14 protein-coding genes are annotated in these 16536 nt (G+C 74.5%); 6 read left to right on the forward strand and 8 right to left on the reverse strand.

Annotated features, from left to right (window positions below):
• Positions 1 to 13 precede the first annotated feature (13 nt).
• From iolD to Sru01_RS13765, 7 genes are all read right to left on the reverse strand, one after another.
• On the reverse strand, positions 14 to 1861 hold the full coding sequence (gene iolD / locus Sru01_RS13735; RefSeq protein WP_203984772.1) for a 3D-(3,5/4)-trihydroxycyclohexane-1,2-dione acylhydrolase (decyclizing): 1848 nt from the start codon (positions 1859 to 1861) through the stop codon (positions 14 to 16).
• Complete coding sequence (iolB, locus tag Sru01_RS13740) at positions 1858 to 2700, reverse strand: 5-deoxy-glucuronate isomerase (RefSeq protein WP_203984774.1); 843 nt, start codon at positions 2698 to 2700, stop codon at positions 1858 to 1860. Before iolB ends, iolD begins: the two co-directional genes overlap by 4 nt.
• Entirely contained in the window at positions 2700 to 3581 is an 882-nt protein-coding gene (locus tag Sru01_RS13745; RefSeq protein ID WP_203984776.1) for a Cgl0159 family (beta/alpha)8-fold protein, read from the reverse strand. Before Sru01_RS13745 ends, iolB begins: the two co-directional genes overlap by 1 nt.
• The gene (gene iolC, locus Sru01_RS13750) at positions 3574 to 4554 is read right to left on the reverse strand and encodes a 5-dehydro-2-deoxygluconokinase (RefSeq protein WP_203984778.1); all 981 of its coding nucleotides are present in this window, start codon (positions 4552 to 4554) and stop codon (positions 3574 to 3576) included. Before iolC ends, Sru01_RS13745 begins: the two co-directional genes overlap by 8 nt.
• Positions 4551 to 5450 carry a TIM barrel protein gene (locus Sru01_RS13755; protein WP_239137399.1) on the reverse strand — a complete coding sequence of 300 codons (900 nt, stop codon included), beginning with the start codon at positions 5448 to 5450 and terminating at the stop codon, positions 4551 to 4553. The genes iolC and Sru01_RS13755 overlap by 4 nt, the downstream gene beginning before the upstream one ends.
• On the reverse strand, positions 5447 to 6430 hold the full coding sequence (locus Sru01_RS13760; protein WP_203984780.1) for a Gfo/Idh/MocA family protein: 984 nt from the start codon (positions 6428 to 6430) through the stop codon (positions 5447 to 5449). Before Sru01_RS13760 ends, Sru01_RS13755 begins: the two co-directional genes overlap by 4 nt.
• A 233-nt stretch (positions 6431 to 6663) precedes the next feature.
• On the reverse strand, positions 6664 to 6978 hold the full coding sequence (locus Sru01_RS13765) for a hypothetical protein (RefSeq protein ID WP_203984781.1): 315 nt from the start codon (positions 6976 to 6978) through the stop codon (positions 6664 to 6666).
• A gap of 197 nt (positions 6979 to 7175) precedes the next feature.
• Here Sru01_RS13765 and Sru01_RS13770 point away from each other — a divergent pair, with 197 nt between their 5' ends.
• From Sru01_RS13770 to Sru01_RS13795, 6 genes are all read left to right on the forward strand, one after another.
• Positions 7176 to 8831, forward strand: a complete 1656-nt coding sequence (locus tag Sru01_RS13770) for a fumarate hydratase (protein ID WP_203984782.1) — start codon at positions 7176 to 7178, stop codon at positions 8829 to 8831.
• 96 nt (positions 8832 to 8927) lie between these two features.
• Positions 8928 to 10148 (forward strand): serine/threonine-protein kinase, encoded by a 1221-nt coding sequence (locus Sru01_RS13775; RefSeq protein ID WP_203984783.1) that lies wholly within the window; start codon positions 8928 to 8930, stop codon positions 10146 to 10148.
• 42 nt (positions 10149 to 10190) lie between these two features.
• Entirely contained in the window at positions 10191 to 12149 is a 1959-nt protein-coding gene (locus Sru01_RS13780; RefSeq protein WP_203984784.1) for a serine/threonine-protein kinase, read from the forward strand.
• Positions 12150 to 12282: 133 nt separating this feature from the next.
• Positions 12283 to 13698 carry a class II fumarate hydratase gene (locus Sru01_RS13785; protein ID WP_203984785.1) on the forward strand — a complete coding sequence of 472 codons (1416 nt, stop codon included), beginning with the start codon at positions 12283 to 12285 and terminating at the stop codon, positions 13696 to 13698.
• 290 nt (positions 13699 to 13988) lie between these two features.
• A complete protein-coding gene (locus tag Sru01_RS13790) occupies positions 13989 to 14540 on the forward strand; it encodes an RNA polymerase sigma factor (RefSeq protein WP_203984786.1) in 552 nt (183 codons plus the stop codon).
• The gene (locus Sru01_RS13795) at positions 14540 to 15472 is read left to right on the forward strand and encodes a CU044_5270 family protein (protein WP_203984787.1); all 933 of its coding nucleotides are present in this window, start codon (positions 14540 to 14542) and stop codon (positions 15470 to 15472) included. Before Sru01_RS13790 ends, Sru01_RS13795 begins: the two co-directional genes overlap by 1 nt.
• A gap of 28 nt (positions 15473 to 15500) precedes the next feature.
• On the opposite strand, the gene Sru01_RS13800 is transcribed toward Sru01_RS13795, so the two are convergent.
• The gene (locus Sru01_RS13800) at positions 15501 to 16382 is read right to left on the reverse strand and encodes a CPBP family intramembrane glutamic endopeptidase (protein WP_203984789.1); all 882 of its coding nucleotides are present in this window, start codon (positions 16380 to 16382) and stop codon (positions 15501 to 15503) included.
• Positions 16383 to 16536: the final 154 nt, after the last annotated feature.

Genomic DNA, 16536 nt, shown 5'->3' on the forward strand with positions numbered 1-16536 from the left:
CGGCGGCGGGGGGTCACAGGTAGGGGCGCTGGGCGCGTTTGGCCTGCTCGTAGCGCTCGCGCGGGCCGGGGTCCGCGGCGATCTCGGCGACCGGGACGTCCCACCAGGCGGTGGTCTCCGGCGCCGCGCCGGGCACGGTCTCGACGTGCACCACGGTGGTGCGGGTGGCCTCGCGGGCCTTGGCGAGCGCGGCGCGCAGCGAGTCGGGGTCGGCGGCCCGCAGCACGTCGGCGCCCAGGCTGGCCGCGTTGGCCGCCAGGTCGACGGGCAGCCGGTCGCCGTCCAGCCCGCCGCCGGGTATCCGGGCGCGGTAGGCGGTGCCGAGCCGCCGGGCGCCGACCGACTCCGACAGCCCGCCGATGGACGCGAAGCCCTGGTTGTCGACGATGACCACGACGAGCTTGACGCCCTCCTGCACCGCGGTGGCGATCTCTTGGGCCATCATCAGGTAGGAGCCGTCGCCGACCAGCACGAACACCTCGCGGTCCGGCGCGGCCAACTTCACGCCGAGGCCGCCGGCGATCTCGTAGCCCATGCATGAGTAGCCGTACTCGACGTGGTAGGACTTCGGGCCGGCGCACCGCCACAGTTTGTGCAGCTCGCCCGGCATGGAGCCGGCCGCGTTCACCACCACGCCGTCGGTGCCGGCGGCGTCGTTGACCGCGCCGAGCACCACGGGCTGGGTGAGCGTGCCGCCACCGGTCAGCTCGGCGGCCCGCGCCCGCCAGGCGGCCGACAGCTCGGCGGCACGGGCGGTCCACGCCGGGTCGGCCGTCCAGCCGGCCAGCGCGGCGCGCAGCAGGGCGAGCCCCTCGCGGGCGTCGCCGACGAGCATCTCGCCGGCGTGCTTGGCCGCGTCGAACGCGGTGACGTTGAGGTTCACGAACCGGGCGTCGCCGAACAGGGTGCGCGAGGCGGTGGTGAAGTCGGTGTAGCGGGTGCCGATGCCGAGCACCAGGTCGGCCTCGCGGGCCATCGTGTTGGCCGCCGGGGTGCCGGTGTGCCCGATGGCGCCGAGCGCGCACGGGTGGTGGTGCGGCAGCACGCCCTTGCCGGCCTGGGTCTCCCCCACCGGGACGCCGTGCGCGGCGGCGAAGCCGGCCAGCTCCGCCCACGCCTCGCTGTAGACGACGCCGCCGCCGGCGACGACCAGCGGCCGGCGGGCCGCCCGGATCGCGGCGGCGGCCCGGGTGAGCGCGGCGGCGTCCGGGACCGGCCGGGCCACGTGCCACACCCGCCGGTCGAACAGCGCGGCCGGCCAGTCGCAGGCCTCGGCCTGCACGTCCTGCGGCAGCGCGATGGTGACCGCGCCGGTCTCGGCCGGGTCGGTGAGCACCCGCATCGCGGCGAGCAGCGCGGCGGGCAGCTGCTCGGGCCGGTGGATCCGGTCGAAGAACCGCGACACCGGCCGCAGGCAGTCGTTGACGCCCACGTCGTAGGAGCGCGGGTCCTCCAGCTCCTGCAGGACGGTGCCGGCCGCCCGGGTGGCGAACACGTCGCCGGGCAGCAGCAGCACCGGGAGCCGGTTGATGGTGGCCAGCGCCGCCCCGGTGACCATGTTGGTGGCGCCCGGGCCGATGGAGGTGGTGCAGGCGAAGGTGGACAGCCGGTCGCGGGCCCGGGCGAAGCCCACCGCGGTGTGCACCATGGCCTGCTCGTTGCGGGCCAGGTAGTACGGCAGCGGGTCGGCCAGGCCGGCGCCGCTCTCGGCCAGCGCCTGGCCGACGCCGGCCACGTTGCCGTGCCCGAAGATGCCGAGGCAGCCCGCGATCAGCCGCTGCTCGACGCCGTCGCGCTCGCTCCACTGCGCGGCCAGGAAGCGGACCAGGGCCTGCGCCACGGTCAGCCGGACGGTCGTCATGAGCCCTCCTTCGGGGCGGAGGTCATCGGCAGCCGCGGATCGGCGGCCTGCCCGGCCCAGGTGTCCCTGATCCAGGCGTGCCGGGGGTCGTCGCAGAAGGCCATGGTCCGCTCGGCGGCCGGGCCGGCCAGCACGTTGAGGTAGTACAGGTCGTACCCGGGGGCGGCCATCGACGGGCCGTGGTAGCCGTGCGGGACCAGCACCACGTCGCCGCAGGACACCTCGGCGAGCACGTCGATGGGCCGGCCGGGCGAGCCGTACACCCGCTGGTAGCCGGGGCCGCCCTCGAAGTAGTAGATCTCCTCCAGCACCGCCTCGCCCGCGCCGGCGGTGTCGTGCTTGTGCGGCGGGTAGGACGACCAGTTGCCCTCCGGGGTGAGCACCTCGACGGCGACCAGCCGGTCGCACTCGAAGGCGTCCGGGGCGCAGAAGTTGTTCACCTGCCGGGCGGCCTGGCCGGCGCCGCGGATCTCCACCGGCACCCGCCCGGCCGGGCCGTACCGCACCGGGAGCCGGCGTTCGGCCCGGGCGGACGGCAGCGCGAACCGGCCGTGCCCGGTGACCCTGGCGGTGGCCCCGACCGGCAGGTAGGCGAAGTCGGAGACGCCGGTGAAGACCGATTCGCGGCCGCGCAGCGCCAGGGTGGTGCCCTCGCACTCCACCTGGCACGACCCGGACAGCGGCAGCACCAGCATCTCCTCCTCGCCGGTGTCGAACTCCACCGTCTCGCCGCTGAGGTTGAGCACCCGCAGCCCGGCGTACGTCCAGCCGGCCAGCTCGGGCGTGACGCGCAGCGCCCAGGGGGCGGCGGCGGTCGCACCGGCGGGAATGTGGGACATCAGGGGACCTCCAGCAGCCCGGCGGCGATGTCGACGGCCGCGGCGACGTCGTCGTCAGGAGGGTAGAGCAGCGCGCGGCCGACCACGAGGCCCCGCACGCCCGGCAGCCGCAGCGCCTTGCCCCACGACCCGTAGACGTCGTCCGGCGCGGCGGAGGGGTCGCCGCCGAGCAGCAGGGTGGGCAGGGTCGTCGCCTCCATGACCCGCTCCATGTCCGCGACCACCGGGATCTTCAGCCAGGTGTGCGCGGAGGTGGCGCCGAGGCCCTGGCCGACGTGGATGGCGTGGATCATGCCCTCGGCGGACAGGTCGTGGTGCACCACCCCCTCGTCGCGGTGCGACCAGAACGGCTCGATCATGGCGACCAGCCCTTCCCCGGCCAGGCCGGTGATCGCCCGGGCGCAGGCCTCCAAGGTGCCGGCGGTCTCGGCGGAGCGCAGCCCGATCCGGCAGAGCATCTTGCCGCCGTCCAGCCGCATCCGGACGATCGAACCAGTGTCGTAGGCGGTGAATCGGTCGTCGAACTCGAAGGCCGTGCCGTGCAGGCCGCCACGGTTCATCGAACCGATGACGATCTTGTCGTGCAGCGCGCCGAGCAGCAGCAGGTCCTCCACGACGTCGGGGGTGGCGAGCAGGCCGTCGACGCCGGGGCGGGCCAGCGCCACGCGCAGCCGGTCGAGCAGGTCGATCCGGCTGCCCATCGCCATCGGCCGGCCGCGCACGCCCAGGGCGCCGCGCGCCGGGTGGTCGGCCGCGATGATCAGTAGTTGCTCGCGCCCGGCCAGCAGCGGGCGGCGCCGGCGCTCGGCGGCCGCCTCGGCGATCCGGCCGGGGTGCCGGGCGCGGATCTCGGCGAGCTTGCGGCGGTCCTCGTCACGCACGGCCGGCTCCGGGCAGCGGCGCGCCGGCGGCGATGTCCAGCCGGCCGGCCAGCACGGCCTCGACCTCGGCGGCGGTGGGCATGGCGGGCGCGCAGGCCAGCCGGCCGGCGACGATCGCCCCGGCCGCGTTGGCGAACCGCAGCACCTCGGCCAGGTCGCCGCCGGCGAGCAGGCCGTGGCACAGCGCGCCGCCGAAGGCGTCCCCGGCGCCGAGGCCGTTCACCACCTCCACCGGCACCGGCGGCACCTCCACCGTCTCGGTGGCCGTCATGCCGAGCACCCCGGCCGGCCCCTGCTTGACCACGGCCAGCTCCACGCCCAGGTCCAGCAGCGCCCGGGCCGCCGCGCGCGGCTCGCGGACGCCGACCGCGACCTCGCACTCGTCCAGGTTGCCGACCGCCACGGTGACGTGCCCGAGCGCCTGGCGCACCCACCGGCCGGCCTCGGCGGCCGACTCCCAGAACATCGGCCGGTAGTCCAGGTCCAGCACGGTCAGCGGAGCCCGCCCGCGCGCCTCCCAGGCGGCGAAGTGCGCGGCGCGGGACGGCTCCTGCGACAGCCCGGTCACGGTGGCCCAGAACAGCCCGGCGTCCCGGACGGCGGCCAGGTCCAGCTCCTCGGGGTGGATCTCCAGGTCGGGGGCCTTGGGGTGGCGGTAGAAGTAGAGCGGGAAGTGGTCGGGCGGGTGGATCTCGCAGAACGTCACCGGGGTCGGCAGGTGCGGCACCTCGGTCACCTGCCGGTCGTCCACCCCGTAGGAGCGCAGCGCGTCGTGGACGAACGCGCCGAACGGGTCGGCGCCGGTCCGGGTGATGACGGCGGCGGCGCGGCCCAGCCGGGCGGCGGCGACGGCCACATTGGTGGGGCTGCCGCCCAGGTACTTGCCGAAGGTCTCCACCTCGCGCAGCGACACGCCGACCTGCAGCGGATAGATGTCCACCCCGACCCGGCCGATGGTGAGCACCTCGGTCACCCGGCACCGCCCGCGGCCGGCCCGCCGGGCAGCGCGGCCAGGTAGGCGAGGCTCTCGGCGACCTGCGCGCGAGGGCCGCCGCCGTGCGGCGGCTCGGCGGCCAGCACGACGTCCTGCTCCATGACGTACCAGCCCTGGTAACCGGCCGCGCCGAGCCCGGCGACGATGCCGGCCACGTCCACGTCGCCCCGGCCGAGCGGCCGGTAGACGCCGGCCCGCACCGCGTCGGTGTAGGTGATCTCGCCGGCCCGCACCCGGCCGGCCAGCGCGGCGTCCACGTCCTTCAGGTGCACGTGGGCGATCCGGCCGGCGGCCCGGCGCACCAGGTCCAGCGGGTCGGTGCCGCCGATCAGCAGGTGCCCGGTGTCCAGGCAGAGCGGCACCGACGAGCCGTCCAGCACCCGGTCGACCTCGTCCCGGGTTTCGATCATGGTGCCGACGTGCGGGTGCAGGGTGAGGGCCCGCCCGAACCGGCCGGCCTCCTCGGCCAGCCGGGTGAGGTTGCCGAGCAGGGCCCGCCAGCCGGCCGCGTCGAGGGCGGGCCGCTCGTCGTAGCCGTCCACCCCGGTGGCCGCGGCGAGCACCACCATGTCCACCCCGCCCTCGGCGAAGCCGCGGAAGGTGGCCCGCGCCTCCGGCAGCGGGTCGTGGTCCGGCTCGTGCAGCACCAGCGGGACGAACCCCCCGATGCCGGTCAGCCCGTAGGAGTCGAGCAGCGCGCGGCGCCGCTCGGGGGACGGCGGCAGGAAGCCGTCCGGGCCCAGCTCGGTGGCGGCCAGCCCGAGGTCGCGCATCTCGCCGAGCACCCGGTCCCGGTCCAGTTGGTGGCCCCAGCCGGGGACCTCGCACACGCCCCAGGAGATCGGCGCCGCGGCGATCCGCGGCCCGCCGGTCACGCGGTCACCTCGGCGACCCGCACCGGACGGCCGGCGCGCCGGGACGCCTCGGCGGCCTCGGCGACCCGCAGCGCGGCCAGCGCGTCGTCCACCGGGCAGGGGCTCGGGCCGCCGTCGCGCACCGCGCGCAGGAACGCGTCCATCTCGGCGACGTAGGCGGCCTCGAACCGCGCGCCGAAATCCGGCCACGGCTCGCCGGGCGGGTAGCCCGCACCCGGTTCGGCCGAGGCGAGCGGCACGCGGTCGTCCAGGCCCGCGACGAGGGTGCGGCGGGTGCCGGCCAGTTCCATGCGGACGTCGTACCCAGCCCCGTTGTACCGAGACCCCTGCATGGTGACCAGGGTGCCGTCGTCCAGCGTGAGCAGCGCGGCGCTGTTGTCGACGTCGCCGGCCGCGGCGAAGAACTCCGCGCCCCGGTTGGCGCCGATGGCGAACACCGACTCGACCTCCCGGCCGGTCACCCAGCGCAGTGCGTCGAAGTCGTGGATGTGGCAGTCGCGGAAGATCCCGCCGGATCGGGGGATGTACTCGGCGGCGGGCGGGCGCGGGTCGGCGGTCAGCATGTGCACCCGGTGCAGGTCGCCGAGCTCGCCGCCGCGCAGTGCCCGGCGGGCGGCGGCGTAGCCGGCGTCGAAGCGGCGCTGGAAGCCGATATGCACCAGCACGCCGGCCCGGCCGGCCTCGGCGGCCACCCGCTCGGTCTCCGCCAGGTCCGGGGCGACGGGCTTCTCGCAGAACACCGGCAGGCCGGCCGCGCAGGCGCGCAGGATCAGCGCGGCGTGCGTGGCGGTGGGCGTGGCCACCACCAGGGCGTCGGCGGTGAACGGGTCTCCGGTGGCGGCGCCGACCCGGCCGGCGACCTCCTTGGCCCGCACCTCGTCGGCGTCGGCGAGCACCAGTTCGCCGACGTCGGGATGGGCGGCGAGCGTCGCCGCGTGGAAGGCGCCGATGCGGCCGAGACCTACAAGACCTACCCGCATGCCGCCTCCGCGCTCAGCTCGTCCGGACCCGCCCCCCATCTTCTACGTACCGGGATGTCCACCGTCAAGACTTTGTCCGGACATTCGGATGAGCTGTCGAGAATCGCGGCATTAATGCCGGCAAATGACCGTGGCCTGGACGGCGCGAAGCCGCCCAGGCCACGGGCTTGGTGGCGGACCCGGACGTTCCGGCGTGGTAGGGCGGTCCGGGTCCGCCGGTGGGACGCCAGGCGTCACCACCACCGTGCCCTGCCGGGCACGGCGTGCTTCTCCTCGTGCGTGCCGACCGGCCGCAGGTCCTCGCCCGCGAGCTCGCCGCCGGTCCACTCGGGATGCCTGGTGCCGTCGTCGCGCGCCGCGGTCAGCGACGCGACGCGCCGGCGGGGGGCGAGCCGTCGCGGTCCGGCCGGCTGCCGCGGCTCGCTGACCGGCCACTCGACCGGATCGCCGTGGATGCCGTGCAGCACGATGGCGACCAGCGCGACACCCAGTGCCGACGCCACGACGATCACACCGAGGATCACCACCACGATGTAGCCCATGTCCATGGCCGCCTCCCATCACGCTCGCTTCAACTCGATTATCGAACGGCTATAAAGGGGACTTCGAGTTATAAAACGCCCAGGGTTGCCACTGATTGCCCATCATTTCCCCAACAGTGGACAACCCCCGGTCAGGAGAAGTGGCCGCCGCGCCGTACCCTGCACTGGGAACGACGGCGGCGAAGCGCGGAGGAGCCTGAGGGATGCCCGGATTCGACTACACCGACCTGCTTCCACTGGGGCCGGACGAGACGGATTACCGCCTGGTCACCTCCGAGGGGGTGCGGCGCGTCGAGGCGGCCGGCCGGAGGTTCCTCGAGGTCGAACCGGAGGCGCTGCGGCTGCTGACCGCCACCGCGATCCGCGACATCTCCCACTACCTGCGCCCGTCCCACCTGGCCCAGCTCCGGAAGATCATCGATGACCCGGAGGCCAGCGGAAACGACCGGTTCGTCGCGCTCGACCTGCTGAAGAACGCGAGCATCTCGGCGGGCGGCGTGCTGCCCATGTGCCAGGACACCGGTACCGCCATCGTGATGGGCAAGCGCGGCCGGCACGTCCTCACCGACGGCGGCGACGCCGCGCACATCGCCCGCGGCGTGTACGACGCCTACACCGAGCTCAACCTGCGCTACTCGCAGATGGCCCCGCTGACCATGTGGGACGAGAAGAACACCGGCACCAACCTGCCCGCCCAGATCGAGCTGTACGCCGAGGACCCGCACGGCCACCCCGACGAGTACAAGCTACTGTTCATGGCCAAGGGCGGCGGCAGCGCCAACAAGTCGTTCCTGTACCAGGAGACCAAGGCGGTGCTCAACGAGCGCCGCATGCTGGAGTTCCTGGAGGAGAAGATCCGCTCACTCGGCACCGCCGCCTGCCCGCCGTACCACCTGGCGGTGGTGGTGGGCGGCACCAGCGCCGAGTACGCGCTCAAGACCGCCAAGTACGCCTCGGCCCGGTACCTGGACGCCATCCCCGCGTCCGGCTCGCCCGCCGGGCACGGCTTCCGCGACCTGGAGATGGAGAAGAAGGTCTTCGAGCTCACCCAGCGGCTCGGCATCGGCGCCCAGTTCGGCGGCAAGTACTTCTGCCACGACGTGCGGGTGATCCGGCTGCCCCGGCACGGCGCCTCCTGCCCGGTGGCCATCGCGGTCTCCTGCAGCGCCGACCGGCAGGCGCTCGCCAAGATCACCGCAGACGGGGTCTTCCTGGAGCGGCTGGAGACCGACCCGGCGCGGTTCCTGCCCGACACCACCGACGAGCACCTGTCCGGCGACGTGGTGCCGATCGACCTGAACCGGCCGATGGCCGAGATCCGTGCCGAGCTGTCCCGCCACCCGGTCAAGACGCGCCTTTCGCTCAGCGGCCCGCTGGTGGTGGCCCGGGACATCGCGCACGCCAAGATCGCCGAGCGGCTGGACGCCGGCGAGGAGATGCCCGCCTACCTGCGCGACCACGCGGTCTACTACGCCGGCCCGGCCAAGACCCCGGAAGGCTACGCCTCCGGCTCGTTCGGCCCGACCACCGCCGGCCGGATGGACTCCTACGTCGAGCGCTTCCAGGCGGCCGGCGGGTCGCTGGTCATGCTGGCCAAGGGCAACCGCTCCAAGCAGGTCACCGACGCCTGCCAGGCGCACGGCGGCTTCTATCTCGGTTCGATCGGCGGCCCGGCCGCCCGGCTCGCGCAGGACTGCATCAAGAAGGTGGAGGTTCTGGAATATCCGGAGCTGGGCATGGAGGCGGTATGGAAGATCGAGGTCGTCGATTTCCCGGCGTTCATCGTGGTGGACGACAAGGGCGGCGACTTCTTCCAAGACACCGCCGGCCCGGTGCTCAGCATCGGCCGGCGGCGCTGAGAATCCGGTACGTAAGTACTTCCTGACACAAGATCTCAACAGAGAATCGGCATGGCCTCTACAGGCGGTGACAAACGAATAGGTAAGCTGCCGTTCATGCGCGCCCCGGCCGGATACGAGCTTGCCTCGCGATACCGGCTCGTCGAGCCGGTCGGGCGCGGCGGGATGGGGACGGTCTGGCGCGCCTATGACGAGCTGCTCGAACGCGAGGTGGCCGTCAAGGAGGTCAGGCTGCCCTTGGTGCTGGACGAGGAGCTGCGCGCCGAGCTGTGCGCGCGCACCGAGCGCGAGGGCCGGGCCACCGCGATGGTCGCCCACCCGTCACTGATCACGGTCTTCGATGTGGTGACCGAGGACGACCGGCCGTGGATCGTCATGGAGCTGCTGCGTGCCCGCTCCCTGGAGGACCTGGTCCGCGAGCAGGGCCCGCTGCCGCCCCGCCGGGTGGCCGAGATCGGCCGCCAGGTGCTCGCCGCGCTGCGCGCCGTGCACGGCAAGGGCATCCTGCACCGCGACGTCAAGCCCAGCAACGTGCTGGTCACCGAGGACCGGGCGGTGCTGACCGACTTCGGGCTGGCCGCCCTGGAGGGCGACGCATCGATCACCCAGGCCGGCATCGTGCTCGGCTCGGCCGGCTACATCGCCCCCGAACGCGTCCTCGGCGACCGGGCCAGCCCGTCCGCCGACCTGTGGTCCCTGGGGGCCACCCTCTACACCGCCGTCGAGGGCCGCGGCCTGCACGGCCGGCGCACCGCCGCCGCCGCGCTCGCCGCGCTCACCAGCGGCGAGCCGATCCCGATGGAGCGGGCCGGACCGCTCGCCCCGGTGCTCACCGGGCTGCTGCGCATCGACCCCGCCGTCCGGCTGGACGCCTCCCGGGCCGCGCTGATGCTCGCCCGGGTGGCCGCGGGCGGCGCCGCCGAGGAGCCGCTCGGCGGGCCACCGCGCCGGATGTCCACCCAGGCCACCACCCCGCCGCGCGGCGGCGGCCGCGGCCTGCCGGGGCTGCCGGGGTTGCCCGGGCTGCCGGTGACCGGCCGCCGTCCGGCGCACCGGGGCCAGCACCGCGCGGGCGCCGAACGCCCGCCGCACGTCCCGGCGGGGCAGCCGGACCAGGCTCCGTCCGGCGAGGTGGGCCGGCCGGGGCAGGTGCCCGCGCAGCGCCGCGGCACCGAGGGCACGCACCGCAAGCAGGCCGAACCCGCCCCCGGCCGCCGCCGCGCCCCCGCGCCGCAGCCGGGGGTGATGCGCCAGTTGTCGGAGTTCATGCGGCTGGTAGTGCCTCGCCGGTTCTGGCCCAAATACATGCGTAAGTGAGGCGAAAGCGATTCTCAGCCGGGTATCGCTATCTTCTTAGTCATGCCGGAACAGCAGACGCGGCTGCTCGCCGCCAGATACGAGCTGATCGCCCCGCTCGGCCGCGGGACGATGGGCACCGTCTGGCGCGCCCATGACCGCCTCCTCGGCCGGGATGTCGCGATCAAGGAGATCCGGCAGGACCCGGGGCTGCGCCCCGACCAGCGGGGTGAGCTGCGAGAACGCATGATCAGGGAAGGCCGGGCCGCCGCCAAGATCTCCCACCCGTCGGTCGCCACCGTGCACGACGCCATCCTGGTCGACGGCAGCCCGTGGATCGTCATGGAGCTGGTCGAGGGCCGGTCGCTGGAGCAGGTGATCGATGAGGAGGGGCCGCTGCCGCCCCGGCTGGTCGCCGAGATCGGCGTCGACCTGCTGGACGCGCTGCGCGAGGCGCACCGGCGCGGCGTGCTGCACCGCGACGTCAAGCCGGCCAACGTGCTGCTCACCGACGGCGGGCGGGTCGTGCTCACCGACTTCGGCATCGCCAAGGCCGAGGGGGACAGCACCATCACCAAGACCGGCATGGTGATCGGCTCCCCCGGCTACACCGCGCCCGAACGGGCCCGCGGCGACCACACCGGGCCGGAGTCCGACCTGTGGTCGCTCGGCGCCACCCTCTACTTCGCGGTGGAAGGGCGCCCCGCCTACGAGCGCCGGTCGGTCAGCGAGACGCTCGCCGCGCTGATGACCGAGCAGGCCGACCCGCCCACCCAGGCCGGCCCGCTGCGCCCGGTGCTGGAGGCGCTGCTGGAGAAGGACCACACCAGGCGGGTGCCGCACGACCGCGCCCTCGCCCTGCTCCGCGCCGTCGCCGGCACCCCGTCCGGCTCCCCCGTCCCGCCGCCCGCCGGGCCGGCCCCGGCCGGGCCGCACCGCCCGTCCCCGGGCCCGGCCGCCACCCGCCCGCCCGCCGACCCGCCGACCCGCCCCGGCGCCGCCGCGGCCCGTCCCGGGGGCTCGACGGCGGCCGGCCAGCCCGGCGGCCGCCCGGAGACCGCTCGCCCGCCCGCGCGCCCCGGCGGTCCGCCGCCCGGCGGGCCCGGTCAGACCGGCGCGCGGCCGGCCGGCGTGCCGGAGGGCACCGGTGCCGCCGCCTCGTCCGGCCTGGACCCGGCCCGGAGTCCCGCACCGGGCGGCATCGATGACGATGAGCCGGACGGCGTCGATCCGAACCAGACGATGGTGATCATCCGCCCGAAGGGCGGCCTGGCCATCCCCGCCGGCGGGACGCCGGAGGCGACCGGGCCCGGCCGGGCGGGTGCCGCCACGGGTGCGGGCGCCCGCCCGGCGACGCCCGCCGCACCGGCCCGCCCGGCGACGCCCGGCGGCCCCGGCCGCTCCGGCTCCCCCGGTGCCCCAGGCGCCCCCGGTGCCCCTGGTGGCTCCGGCTCCCCCGGCGGCTCCGGTGGCTCGGCGCCGTCCGGGCCGGCCGCCGATGGCGAGCTGCCCGACCAGGACCGGGCCACCACCGTGGTGCGGCGCCCCGCGCACGGCATGCCCACCGGCACTGCCCTACGGTCCGGCCCCGGGCTGCCGCCCGCGCCGCCGGCCGCGCCCGGCAGCCGTCCCGCTCCGGGGCCCGGACCGGCCTCGGGACCCGGCGGATTCGCTCCCGGCGGCACCCCGCCACCCGGGACCGGGCCGGCGACCGCATCCGCGCCGGACAGCGCGGCCGGGCCGGCCGCCACGCCCGGGAGCACCCCGCCCTGGACCGGCCCCGGGTCGGCCGCCGCGGCGGAGCACCGGGCGGATCCAGCGGAACCGGCCACCACCGCATCGCCGGACGGCCCCGCGGCACCGGCGGGCTCCCGAGGGCTGGGCACCGACCTGTTCGCCCTGCAGGGCGCCGAACCGGCTCGATCCGGCAGCAGCCCGGTCGGCATGATCATCCTGCTCACCGTGGCGCTGATCGGCCTGCTGGCCATCGTCCTGCTCATCTTCGCCGCCATCTCCGGCTGACCGTCACCTCTCGCCGGGACGGACCGGTTCCGGCCGGAGGTGGCGGACGGCCACCGGAGATGAACCGCATGTGGCGGGCAGGCTCACCCCGCTCGGTGCCGCGCCGGGCGGGGGCAGGGGTGAGACTGGAGGCATGGAAGACTTCCGGATCGAACACGACTCGATGGGCGAGGTGCGCGTCCCGGCGGCCGCCAAGTGGCGGGCGCAGACGCAGCGGGCGGTGGAGAATTTCCCGATATCCGGCCGCGGCCTGGAGCCGGCGCACATCGCCGCGCTCGGGCTGATCAAGGCGGTCGCGGCCGAGGTGAACGGCGAGCTCGGCGTGCTGGAGCCGGACATGGCCGAGGCGATCTCCGAGGCGGCCACCGACGTCGCCGAGGGCGAGTGGAACGGCGAGTTCCCGATCGACGTCTTCCAGACCGGGTCGGGCACCTCGTCCAACATGAACGCCAACGAGGTGGTCGCCACGCTGGCCGAGAAGCGCCTGGGCCGGCCGGTGCACCCGAACGACCACGTCAACGCGTCCCAGTCGTCCAACGACGTGTTCCCGACGTCCATCCACGTGGCGGCGATGATCGACGTCGCCTACGAGCTGCTGCCCGCGCTGGAGCACCTGGCCATCGCGCTGCGGCAGAAGTCGCTGGAGTTCGAGCGGACGGTCAAGGCCGGGCGCACCCACCTGATGGACGCCACCCCGGTGACCCTGGGCCAGGAGTTCGGCGGGTACGCCACCCAGATCGAGAACGGCCTGGCCAGGGTCCGCTCGGTGCTGCCCCGGCTGGCCGAGCTGCCGATCGGCGGCACCGCGGTCGGCACCGGCATCAACACCCCGCCCGGGTTCGCGGCCGAGGTCGTCCAGAAGCTGCGCGAGGCCACCGAACTGCCGTTCCGGGAGGCGCCGGACCACTTCGAGGCGCAGGGCGCCCGGGACGCGCTGGTCGAGCTGTCCGGGCAACTCCGGGTGGTCGCGGTGTCCATCAACAAGATCTGCAACGACCTGCGCTGGATGGGTTCGGGCCCGCGGGCCGGGCTGGGCGAGATCAACCTGCCCGATCTGCAGCCCGGGTCCTCGATCATGCCGGGCAAGGTCAACCCGGTGGTGCCCGAGGCGGCGTGCATGGTGGCCGCCCAGGTCATCGGGAACGACGCCGCCGTCACCTTCGCCGGGGCCTCCGGCAGCTTCGAGCTGAACGTGATGATGCCGGTGATGGCGCGCAACGTGCTGGAATCGGTCCGGCTGCTCACCGGGGTGTCCCGGCTGCTGGCCGACCGGTGCGTCAGCGGCATCACCGCCAACGCCGACCGGCTGCGCGAGTACGCCGAGAGCTCGCCGTCCATCGTGACCCCGCTCAACCGGCACCTCGGCTACGAGGAGGCGGCCAGCATCGCCAAGCAGTCCCTCAAGGAGCGCAAGACGATCCGGGATGTCGTGCTGGAACGCGGCCACGTCTCGGCCGGCCGCCTCACCGAGGAGCAGTTGGACGCCGCCCTAGACGTCCTCGCCATGACCACCCCGCCCCCCGCCCCCGACCAGCCGGACCGAATCTGACATCACGCGGCGGCCGACCCCCGCCCGCGCCCGCAGATCACCATCGATCGCGCGCCCCCGCCAGACGACCGGCCGGGGGCGCTTCGTGTACCCGACCGGGTGATCCCCTCGGTGTCCGACCCGAACTCGTTCCACCAGGAGCTCGACCACCGACCGACCCGGCCCGCCGCGGAACGGACGACACGCACCTGAGCCGATGAGCGGACCGGCGGGCGATTCACGCTCCGCGGGAACCGCCTGGCGCCGGTCGGGAGACAACCGGGTGACCGGCAGGCGGATGAAGGAGACTCGTGGATGCAGTGGAAACGGCCGAGCTGGACGACGCCGAACTGATCAGGCGGTCCGTGGCCGACCCCGAGCAGTTCAGCGCGGTGTTCGAGCGGTATGTCGCCCAGATCCATCTGTACGTGTCCAGGCGGCTGGGGACGCCGCACGCCGACGACATCGTGTCCGAGACCTTCCTGGCCGCGTTCCGGCGGCGGGAGAACTACGACCAGGCGTACCGGATGGCCCGGCCCTGGCTGTACGGCATCGCCACCCGGCTCATCGCCCGGCACCGGCGGGCCGAGGAACGGTTCCTGCGCGCCCTCGCCCGGACCGGGGTGGACCCGATCGGCGCGTCGATCGAGGACGAGCTGGTCGACCGGGTCGCGGCGCAGAGCCAGGAACGCCGGCTGGCGGGGGCGCTGGCGAGGCTGTCGCGTGGCGAACGCGACGTGCTGCTGCTGATCGCCTGGGAGGACCTCAGCTACCAGGAGGCGGCGCACGCGCTCGGCGTCCCGGTGGGCACCGTGCGCTCCCGGCTGCACCGCGCCCGTAAGACGATCAAGAAGGAGCTGTGATGGACGAGTTCGAGGCGGTGCGCACGCTGCGCCGCGACCTGCCCGAGATCACCCCGGCGGCCCGGGACGCGGCCCGGCACGCGTTCATGAACGCCGCCCAGGCCCCCGGGTCGCGTCCCCGGCCGAAACTCCGGTGGCGTCCGGCCCTTGCCGCCATGCTCGCCGTGCTGGCCGGCACCGGGGTGGTGATGACCCGAGGACAGCCGGAGACGACGCCGGTGGCCGGAGTCGTGGAACTGGGCGAGCGGGCCGCGCGGGCCGCGGAGGACACGCCGGTGCCCGAAGCCCGCGCCGGCCAGTGGCTCTACATCAAGCAGCGCCAGGCGGCGATCAGTGATCCAGAAGGTGTCGGTGTCGACCCGGGCCGGTTCGAGGACTGGGAGCAGTGGGCGAGCGTCGACGGGCAGCGGACCGCCTGGTACACCGACGGCCGGCTGCTGGAGCAGGGGACCTTCCCGGGCCTGAGCGCGGACCGGCTCGACGCCGAACCGGTGACCCCGCAGAGCCTGCTGCAGCGGATCAGCGCCGCGCTGCCCGATCTGCAGGTCACCAGCGGGCCGCCACCGTCCAAGGACGAGCTGCGCTTCAAAGCGATCTACCAGCTGATGGGCGAGCAGCAGTTGCCGGCCCGGGTCCGTGCCGCACTGTTCCGCGCGCTCCCGATGATCCCTGGAGTCACGGTGACCCAGAACGCCGCCGATGCCGCAGGCCGGCACGGGGTGGCTTTCAGCCATTCGAGCCGGGACCTGAGATATGACCTGATCCTCAGCCCCGACGATTACCGGTTCCTCGGCACCTACGGGGTGACGACCGCGGACCGCACCTGGGACCTCGGCCAGGAAGGCAAGCGGCTCGTCAAGGCCGGCACCCCGCTGACCTGGACGGCCCAGTTGGAGACCCGCCTCGTCGACCACGCCGGCGACCGCCCCTGACCTCGATGCCAGAGGGGGGCGTCGGCCGTCAGTCCGGCGCGTGGCCGGCCCCGAGGCGCGGGCCCGACGCCACGGGCACGGCGGCGGGCGGGGCCGCCGGGGCGGCCGCGCGGTACCGGCCGGACAGCAGGATCCAGGCGGCCACCGCGAGCTGCGGGACGAGCATGATCGGCATGACCACGAGATCGTCCAGGCCGGCGCCACCGCTCAGCATGATGTCGGCGACCAGCGACAGCACCATGTTGTTGCCCGCGTGCGCCAGGCTCGTCGTCCAGATCGTGCCGGACCGGAGCCGCAGCCAGGTCAGCATGACCTCTTGGCAGACGAACCCGGCGGTCCACCACAGCAGGCCGATGAGCACGTTGCGGTAGTCGGCGTAGCCGAGGAACGCCAGCGGGAAGTGCCAGACCGCCCAGATCAACCCGGTCGCCAGCGTGGCGAGCAGCGGGCGGCCGGGGTGGATCCGCAGCCGCAGGTAGCTGGTCCAGCCGAACTCCTCACCCCAGTACACCGGAGTCAGCGCCAGGGCGACCATCAGCAGGAGGGCGATCAGCACCACCGGCGGCACGCCGGGCGCGAAGTCCCGCAACGCGCTCGTGTCCGGCGAATACCACCCGCCGGCCACCGCGACCAGGATGCCCGCGCCGAGCAGCCCGAGCGGGCCGAACCAGGCGATCAGGTAGTAACGCCAGGCCGCGCGCAGCCGCAGGGCGAGCCCGGCGTCGGCGAACCCCTCCCGGGTCACCCAGCGGCGTACGACGATCGCCACCAGCGCCGGGACGAACGCGAAGAACAGCTGCGCCCGCGGGTCGGCCAGCGGCATCCCCAGGCCGAAGCGCACCCCGACCATCAGCGACCACGTCAGGCCGAACGTCAGCACCAGATAGACGATCACTCCACGGTTGCGCACCGCGACGCTCCTCACGACAGGGAACAGGACGGCGAACACCGTGTCGCACCGCGACGTCCCGGCACCTGGCGATCGGGGGCGAATCTGGACCGGCACCGGAGTGCCGGCCGGAAATGGCTCCAGGGTGGGAGGTGCGGGACCGGCCCGGCCAGCA

It is taken from the genome of Sphaerisporangium rufum (assembly GCF_016863395.1).
Taxonomy (GTDB): Bacteria; Actinomycetota; Actinomycetes; order Streptosporangiales; family Streptosporangiaceae; genus Sphaerisporangium; species Sphaerisporangium rufum.

What these genes read in the sequence shown, in the direction of transcription:
- iolD (WP_203984772.1), bottom strand. Translation starts at nt 1,861, where the DNA reads ATGACGACCGTCCGGCTGACCGTGGCGCAGGCCCTGGTCCGCTTCCTG.
- iolB (WP_203984774.1), bottom strand. Translation starts at nt 2,700, where the DNA reads ATGTCCCACATTCCCGCCGGTGCGACCGCCGCCGCCCCCTGGGCGCTG.
- Sru01_RS13760 (WP_203984780.1), bottom strand. Translation starts at nt 6,430, where the DNA reads ATGCGGGTAGGTCTTGTAGGTCTCGGCCGCATCGGCGCCTTCCACGCG.
- Sru01_RS13765 (WP_203984781.1), bottom strand. Translation starts at nt 6,978, where the DNA reads ATGGACATGGGCTACATCGTGGTGGTGATCCTCGGTGTGATCGTCGTG.
- Sru01_RS13770 (WP_203984782.1), top strand. Translation starts at nt 7,176, where the DNA reads ATGCCCGGATTCGACTACACCGACCTGCTTCCACTGGGGCCGGACGAG.
- Sru01_RS13775 (WP_203984783.1), top strand. Translation starts at nt 8,928, where the DNA reads ATGCGCGCCCCGGCCGGATACGAGCTTGCCTCGCGATACCGGCTCGTC.
- Sru01_RS13780 (WP_203984784.1), top strand. Translation starts at nt 10,191, where the DNA reads ATGCCGGAACAGCAGACGCGGCTGCTCGCCGCCAGATACGAGCTGATC.
- Sru01_RS13785 (WP_203984785.1), top strand. Translation starts at nt 12,283, where the DNA reads ATGGAAGACTTCCGGATCGAACACGACTCGATGGGCGAGGTGCGCGTC.
- Sru01_RS13795 (WP_203984787.1), top strand. Translation starts at nt 14,540, where the DNA reads ATGGACGAGTTCGAGGCGGTGCGCACGCTGCGCCGCGACCTGCCCGAG.